This is a genomic window from Rhizobacter sp. P1_G5 (genome assembly GCF_056405435.1).
On sequence record NZ_JBFUCB010000304.1, the window covers coordinates 1 to 7,047 of the forward strand.

Below are 7,047 nucleotides of genomic sequence, written 5' to 3' on the forward strand. Positions count from 1 at the left end.
GATGTAGGTGTAGTACACGAGGTCGTTGGGCATCAGGTCGATGGTGCCCTCGGTGCGCGCGAAATCGCCGCCCAGCACCTGCGCGAAGGCGCGCAGCAGGGTGGTCTTGCCGACGCCCACGTCGCCCTGCAGCAGCACGTGGCCGCGCGCGAACACCGCCATGTTGACGAGCCGGATCACGCGCGCCTGACCGATCACCGCCTTGCCCACCTCGGCCTCGAGGGCCAGCGCGCGTTCGCGCCAGTCGCTCAGCAGCGCGTCGTTTCGGTCCATGCGGTGCGTCTCCATGTGGTTCGACGCAACTCGGGTGGCGCGCCGGCCGCGGGACAGTCTGCGTCAGCCATGGGACGGCCGGACAGGGTGGCCTGCGCACCGGGGCTTCTTGGCAAGAGGCATGCCCGCAATCCCCCTGGCATCGATTCATGAAAATCGCCAGTTCGCATTCATGATCACCCGACTGGAGCGATCGCGGTTCGCAGGCCACCATGCAGGACGGGACCCAGAGGCCCCCGCAGTTGCCGACCGGCGCTGTGAGTCCATCGACAAGGAGATCTCTTCATGACCTGGCAAACACCGACCGCCACCGATTTCCGCTTCGGCTTCGAAATCACGATGTACGTCGCGGCCCGCTGATCGCGGCGTTTCGTCATCCTCGCCGGCACGCCGGGTTCGCCCGGGGTGCCGGCCCCAATACCTTCAGCATGCGCATCACAGTCCTGGGCTCGGCCGCCGGCGGCGGCTTTCCGCAGTGGAACTGCAACTGCGCCAACTGCGCCGGTGTGCGCTCGGGCTGCGTGCGCGCGAAGCCGCGCACGCAGTCGTCGATCTTCGTGCGGCCCGACGATGCGATCGACGGCGTGCTGTTCAACGCCTCGCCCGACATCCTCGAGCAGATCCGCAGCCACCCTGCGCTGCAGCCCGCGCGCGCGCTGCGCGACACCGCGATCGCCGGCGTCGTGCTGATGGACGGGCAGATCGACCACGCGACCGGGCTCTTCATGCTGCGTGAGCGCAGCTCGCCGTTGCCGCTGTGGTGCACCGACCCGGTCGACGAGGACCTGACCCATGGCAACCCGGTGCTGYGCGTGCTGTCGCACTTCTGCGGCGTGCAGCGGGAGCGCATCGGGCTTGACGGCGCGCCGTTCAGCGTACCCGGCGTGGCAGGCCTCGCCTTCAAGGCGCTGCCGCTGAGCAGCAAGGCTGCACCGTACTCGCCGCACCGCGAAGCGCCGGTGCCGGGCGACAACATCGGCATGACGTTGATCGACACGGCCCGTCGCAAGACGGTGTTCTACGCGCCTGGTCTCGGCGAGATCACGCCGCCGGTGTTCGACGCGATGGCGAGCGCCGACGCGGTGATGGTCGACGGCACCTTCTGGACCGACGACGAGATGAAGACGCTCGGGCTCAGCAAGAAGTCGGCGCGCGACATCGGCCACCTGCCGCAGTCGGGTGCGGGCGGCATGGTCGAGTGGCTGGGCCGCCTGCCGGCGCGCACGCGGCGCCTGCTGATCCACATCAACAACACCAATCCGATCCTCGACGAGGACTCGCCCCAGCGTGCCGAATTGCAGCGCGCCGGCATCGAGGTCTGCGAGGACGGGATGACGATCGAGGTCTAGAGAGCCATGACGATGCGCGCAGACATCCTCAAGGAAGGCCGCCACCCCGCCGAGGCCGGTCCGCCGGCCTGGAGCCGCGACGAGTTCGAAGCGCAATTGCGCGAACGCGGCAAGTCGTACCACATCCACCATCCGTTCAACGTGATGCTGAACACCGGCAAGGCGACGCCCGAGCAGGTGCGCGGCTGGGTGGCGAACCGCTTCTACTACCAGATCGCGATCCCGATCAAGGACGCTGCCGTGCTGTCGAACTGCCCGGACGCCGCGGTGCGCCGCGGCTGGGTGCAGCGCATCCTCGACCACGACGGCTTCGAGCTCGGTGGCGTGAAGGATGCCGGCGGCATCGAGGCCTGGCTGCGGCTTGCGCAGGCCGTGGGCCTGACACGCGAGGAGGTGCAGGACCTGCGCCACGTGGTGCCGGCGGTGCGCTTCGCGGTCGATGCGTACGTGGACTTCGCGCGCCGCGCGCCGTGGCAGGAGGCAGTGTGCTCGTCGCTGACCGAACTGTTCGCGCCCGAGATCCACAAGCAGCGGCTGGCGACCTGGCCGGAACACTATGGCTGGATCGAAGCCGAGGGGCTGAGCTACTTTCGCAACCGCCTGAGCCAGGCGCGGCGCGACGTGGAGCAGGGGCTCTCGATCACGCTGGACCACTTCGCGACGCGGCCGCTGCAGGAGCGTGCGCTGGAGGTGCTGCAGTTCAAGCTCGACATCCTGTGGGCGATGAACGATGCGATGGCCGTTCGATACGGTGTCACGTCATGAGTGCCTTGTCGACGGCGACCCAACCGCGCGTCGGTCCCGGCTTCCGGCTGCAATGGGAGCCGGTGCAGGACTGCCACGTGCTGCTCTACCCCGAGGGCATGGTCAAGCTCAACGGCAGCGCCGGCGAGATCATGAAGCGCTGCGACGGCCAGCGCAGCGTCGCCGCGATCGTCGAAGACCTGGAGACGGCGTTCTCGGCCAAGGGCCTCGAGCCCGATGTGCTGGCCTTCGTCGAGATGGCCGCGAAGCAGCGCTGGCTGGCCTGGGACTGAGCGATGAGCGCCGTGCCGTCATCCCGACCCGGACCGCCGCTGTGGCTGCTCGCCGAGCTGACCTACCGCTGCCCGCTGCACTGCGTGTTCTGCTACAACCCGGTCGACTTCGCGCGCCAGGAAGACGAACTCGACACCGAGGGCTGGCTGCGCGTGCTGCGCGAGGGCCGTGAACTCGGCGCGGTGCAGTGCGGCCTGTCGGGCGGCGAGCCGCTGCTGCGCGACGACCTGGAGGTGATCGTCGCCGAGGCGCACCGCCTGGGCTACTACACGAATCTGCTGACCTCGGGCGTCGGCCTCACCGAGGCGCGCGCCGCAGCGCTGAAGGAAGCGGGCCTCGACCACGTGCAGCTGTCGTTCCAGGACTCGACGCGCGAGATGAACGATTTCCTGTCGCACACCAAGACCTTCGGCCTGAAGAACAAGGTGGCGCAGATCATCAAGGCCAACGGCTGGCCGATGGTGATGAACGTGGTGATCCATCGGCTGAACATCGACCACATCGACCGCATCATCGGCATGGCGGCCGAGCTGGGGGCCGAGTACCTGGAGCTGGCCAACACGCAGTACTACTCGTGGGCCTTCCTGAACCGCGACCAGCTGCTGCCGACGCACGAACAGCTGCGCCACGCCGAACGCGTCACCGACGAATGGCGCGTGCGCCTGGGCGACCGGATGCGGCTCTTCTTCGTCGCGCCCGACTACCACGAGGGCAAGGCGAAGAAGTGCGTCAACGGCTGGGGCAGCATGTTCCTGACCGTCGCGCCCGACGGCACCGCGTTGCCGTGCCACACCGCGAAGATGCTGCCCGGCCTGGCGTTCCCGAACGTGCGCGAGCACAGCATTCGCGACATCTGGTTCGACTCCGAGGGCTTCAACCGCTACCGCGGCACCGGCTGGATGAAGGAACCGTGCGCGAGCTGCGACCAGCGCGAGGTCGACCTCGGCGGTTGCCGCTGCCAGGCGTACATGCTGGCGCATGACGCGGCTGCCGCCGACCCGGTGTGCAGCAAGAGCCCGCAGCACCACCTGGTGCAGGCGGCGGTCGAACGCGCCGCCACGATCAACGTGAAGACCGTGACGGAACACCCTCTCGTGTTCCGCGACCCGGTCAACTCGCGGCGACTCAGCCCCAAGCCTGCGTGAGCAGGCGCTACCGGGTCTCTGCCAAGGTCTTCAGGTTCGCCAGCCCRCTCTGGTAGACCCCGGTGATGGCCTTCACGGCGGCATCGTCGTTGCGGTCCGRCGGCGGGTCGTTCTGCGGGTAGCCGCGGTAGAAGGCGCCACGCCATTCGACGATCGACTGCTTGCCGCTCGCGGTGACGATGATCGTCGAGGTGTAGTTCGTCACCGGCAGCGCGCCGCCGTCCTTCGCGCGGTAGCTGTACTTCATCGCCGCGTCGTCGTAGCCCTCCAGCGTCTCGATCAGCTCGCCGCCGCCCTTGACCTTCAGCGAGCGCACCGAGCCGACCTCGTTGCCCTGCGACGCCGGGCTCTCGGCGATGGCCGGGTGCCAGTCCTTCAGCGCATCGAAGTTCCGGATGCGGGCCCACACCGCGGCCGCGGGCGCATCGATGGTGATCTTCTCGACCACCTTCTGGCGCGTCGGGCCGTGGCCCTCGCCGGTCAGGGGCATGACGCCGAGCATCGCGGTCGCGGCGAGTGGCGCGAGCCAGCCGCCAGGCAGTTTCATGGGCATGACATCCTCCTTGCGTGGGGTCAGGGTTCGGGGGCGCCGATGAAGGCGCCGAAGCCGCGGCTGTTGCGGCCGGTGGCGATCTGCCGCAACGCCTGCCCGCTGGCGGCGTCGAGCACGCTGACGTTGTCGTCCATCCAGTTCACGACGTAGACCCGGTCGCCGTGCGCCGCCACGCCCTCGGGGTAGCCGAAGCCGCCCAGCGTGCGCAGCGGCTTCAGCGATGCGGCGTCGATCACGCTGACGCTGTCGTCGTGCTGGTTGGTCACGTACAGCAGCGCGCCGCCCAGCGCGAGCGCGGCGCCGTAGGGCGCCTTGCCGGTCGCGATGGTCGCGATCACGCGCGGCGCGTGGCGGTCGCGCACGTCGATCACCGACACGTCGTCRCTCTGCACGTTGAGCGCATACAGCCGCTCGCGCGCCGCATCGAACAGCAGCGCGAACGGGTGGCTGCCGACCTTCACGCGCGCCAGCACGCGGCGCTCGCGCACGCCGACCACGGCGACGCTGTCGTCGTCGCGCTCGGCCACGAACACGGTGTCGTTGTCGGCGTGCGCCGCGACGCCGGCCGGCGCCCGGCCGACCTCGATGCGGGCGAGCGGCGCCCGCTGCGAGCCGCTGCCGGCCGCATCGAACACCATCAGCCGGTTGGCATACCAGTCGGCCGCGAACAGCAGCCGGCCGTCCGGCGAGGCATCGATGCCCACCGGCCCGTCGCCGGCCGCCAGCGTGCCGACGACGCGCTGCGCGCGCATGTCGATGACCGAGATGTCGCGGCTGTCGGGGTTGGAGACGAACACCCGGCCGGCGCGCGAGGCCGCCACCACGCCGGCCGGCGAACGGCCGACGTCCACCGTGGCCACCACCTGCTGCGACGCGAGGTCGATCACCGACACGTCGTTGCTGCCCTGGTTGGTGATCCAGGCGAAGGGGGCCGCGAAGCTGCCGCCCGCGAAGCCTGCCAGGCCCGCCAGCAGCGCCGCCGCGGCTACCTGGCGTCGTTGATGAAGCACGCCTTGTGCACCTTGGTTTCCAGCTCGCGGTAGCGCTTGATCTGCGGCTTGACGGATTCGTTGTCGCGCAGCGCGCCGCCGCGCTCGCCGCCGATCGACATCGCGTTGACCACCGTGATCATGCCGACGTAGTCGTCGTACGGCACCTCGCCGGCCATCGCGTCGATGGCGCACGAGCACTTGTTGATCATCTCGAAGTGCGGGCCGGGGTGCGTGCGCATGCACTCCTGCACGTAGATCACGCGCTCCGACGTGGGGAAGTCGTTCGCCGCGGCGGCAACAGGGGCCAGCAGCCAGGGCAGGGCGGACAGGCACAGCAGGCGGTGCAGCGGGTTCATCATGGTGTGGCCCCTTCGATCATCAGTTCTTCGGTGAGCAGCGGCGGCGCATCGGCCGTGGCCGCCGCGATCCGGGTGCGGATGCCCAGCACGCCGCCCGGTACCGCATCCGACAACAGGAAGCGGTATTCCTTGTCGGCCAGCTTCTCGTAGCGGTAGCGGTTCGGGTCGTCCCGGTAGGGCTTGAACGAGACCTCGCGGCCCGCGACGGTCTTGCCGCGGTAGCGGAACGAGGCCGGTGCGACCGTCGCGCCCTGGTAGACCGTCATGCGGATGCGCTTGCGGAAGTAGTTCTCCGGGCCCTGCGTCAGCCGGTGCATCTCGCGGATGTCGTGCTCCAGGAAATACAGGATCACCGGGTTGGCCTTCGCGTTCTCGACGTCGGGCAGGGCGAGCCGGCGCGGGCCGCTCAGGAACTCGCCCTTCGACGCGCAGCAGCTGCCGTCGGCCTGCTTGCTGAACGACAGCACCACGCTGTCGTCGAAGCCGCCCTCCAGGCTGCCGGCCTTGCGGAAGCTGTAGCGCAGCGTCGACGGCGGCTGCAGGGTGGACAGCTGGTCGGCCAGGAAGATCGCCTGCTCGGCCGCGGAGAAGTCCTGGGCCGCGAAGCCGGTGGACGGCAGCATCGCCGCCAGCGCCACCCAGAGTGCAGCGGTGTTCACCTCAGCGCGCCGGCTTGCCGGGCGCGGGGTCTTTGACGCTGAAGGATTCGTCGACGACCGGCACGCCGTAGTCCTTCAGGATGGCCTGGATCGCCGCCTGCTGCGAATCGATCAGGCCCTCGACCTTCTGCTTCCACTCGCGCTCGCCGTAGCGCACGCCCATCGCCATCTCGTAGTCGAAGCGCACGCCGGGCTCCGATTTCAGCGGCACCACGGTGAGCCGCGGCGACTTGACGCGCTGCGCGAAGTAACCCGCGATCGGCCCCCACACGATGGCCGCGTCGATCTTGCCGGCCGCGAGGTCCTTCTCGATGATCTCGCCCGGGTACTGCTGTGGGTCGGCGTTCATCATCGGGTAGGGCACGCCGCGCTCGACCAGGCGGTGCAGGCTCAGCCAGTCCGAGGCCGGCGAGCGGTCGTAGACGCCGATGCGCAGCTTGCCCAGGCGGGCCGGGTCGAGCTTCAGGAAGTCGTCGCCCGACTTCACCTGGTCCAGGCCCTGGCCCTGTGGGAACACGAGCGCATAGGTGGAGCGGTAGTAGGGCTTGGTCACCGACACCTGGTCGTAGCCGACCGGCACGCCCATCACGATGTCGCACGGGTAGTCCTGCCCCGGCAGCTTGTAGCGCAGGGTGTTGCGGATGAAGGCCATGCGCTGCGGGAACGAGTAGTACTCGAC

The 7,047-nt window shown here is 69.1% G+C and carries 11 protein-coding genes; 5 read left to right on the top strand and 6 right to left on the bottom strand.

Translation table 11 applies throughout. The features are described from left to right. Positions 1-273 (bottom strand): AAA family ATPase (locus tag AC1D12_RS19795; RefSeq protein ID WP_477842402.1); only part of this gene is annotated, 273 nt, incomplete at its 3' end. Positions 274-558: 285 nt separating this feature from the next. Here AC1D12_RS19795 and pqqA point away from each other — a divergent pair. From pqqA to pqqE, 5 genes are all read left to right on the top strand, one after another. After that, positions 559-633, top strand: coding sequence for a pyrroloquinoline quinone precursor peptide PqqA (pqqA, locus tag AC1D12_RS19800; protein ID WP_082004224.1), 75 nt, complete (start codon positions 559-561; stop codon positions 631-633). Between the two features lie 68 nt (positions 634-701). Then, on the top strand, positions 702-1,622 hold the full coding sequence (gene pqqB, locus AC1D12_RS19805; protein WP_477842404.1) for a pyrroloquinoline quinone biosynthesis protein PqqB: 921 nt from the start codon (positions 702-704) through the stop codon (positions 1,620-1,622). A 6-nt stretch (positions 1,623-1,628) separates the two neighbouring features. Continuing rightward, complete coding sequence (gene pqqC / locus AC1D12_RS19810) at positions 1,629-2,387, top strand: pyrroloquinoline-quinone synthase PqqC (protein ID WP_465112236.1); 759 nt, start codon at positions 1,629-1,631, stop codon at positions 2,385-2,387. Then, on the top strand, positions 2,384-2,659 hold the full coding sequence (gene pqqD, locus AC1D12_RS19815) for a pyrroloquinoline quinone biosynthesis peptide chaperone PqqD (RefSeq protein ID WP_047502342.1): 276 nt from the start codon (positions 2,384-2,386) through the stop codon (positions 2,657-2,659). The genes pqqC and pqqD overlap by 4 nt, the downstream gene beginning before the upstream one ends. A gap of 3 nt (positions 2,660-2,662) precedes the next feature. Further along, positions 2,663-3,805: a pyrroloquinoline quinone biosynthesis protein PqqE gene (gene pqqE / locus AC1D12_RS19820; RefSeq protein ID WP_477826043.1), complete on the top strand. Its 1,143-nt coding sequence runs from the start codon at positions 2,663-2,665 to the stop codon at positions 3,803-3,805. A gap of 7 nt (positions 3,806-3,812) precedes the next feature. Here pqqE and AC1D12_RS19825 read toward each other — a convergent pair whose 3' ends face one another. The 5 genes from AC1D12_RS19825 to AC1D12_RS19845 all read right to left on the bottom strand — a co-directional run. After that, complete coding sequence (locus tag AC1D12_RS19825) at positions 3,813-4,358, bottom strand: SRPBCC family protein (RefSeq protein WP_477842406.1); 546 nt, start codon at positions 4,356-4,358, stop codon at positions 3,813-3,815. Between the two features lie 20 nt (positions 4,359-4,378). Then, positions 4,379-5,368 (bottom strand): YncE family protein, encoded by a 990-nt coding sequence (locus AC1D12_RS19830; RefSeq protein WP_477842408.1) that lies wholly within the window; start codon positions 5,366-5,368, stop codon positions 4,379-4,381. Next, positions 5,344-5,709, bottom strand: coding sequence for a hypothetical protein (locus AC1D12_RS19835; RefSeq protein WP_477825655.1), 366 nt, complete (start codon positions 5,707-5,709; stop codon positions 5,344-5,346). The genes AC1D12_RS19830 and AC1D12_RS19835 overlap by 25 nt, the downstream gene beginning before the upstream one ends. Beyond that, a complete protein-coding gene (locus AC1D12_RS19840; RefSeq protein ID WP_477825656.1) occupies positions 5,706-6,368 on the bottom strand; it encodes a hypothetical protein in 663 nt (220 codons plus the stop codon). Before AC1D12_RS19840 ends, AC1D12_RS19835 begins: the two co-directional genes overlap by 4 nt. A gap of 1 nt (position 6,369) precedes the next feature. Next, positions 6,370-7,047, bottom strand: a 678-nt coding sequence (locus AC1D12_RS19845; protein ID WP_477842410.1) for a quinoprotein dehydrogenase-associated putative ABC transporter substrate-binding protein, incomplete at its 5' end; no start/stop codon positions are given.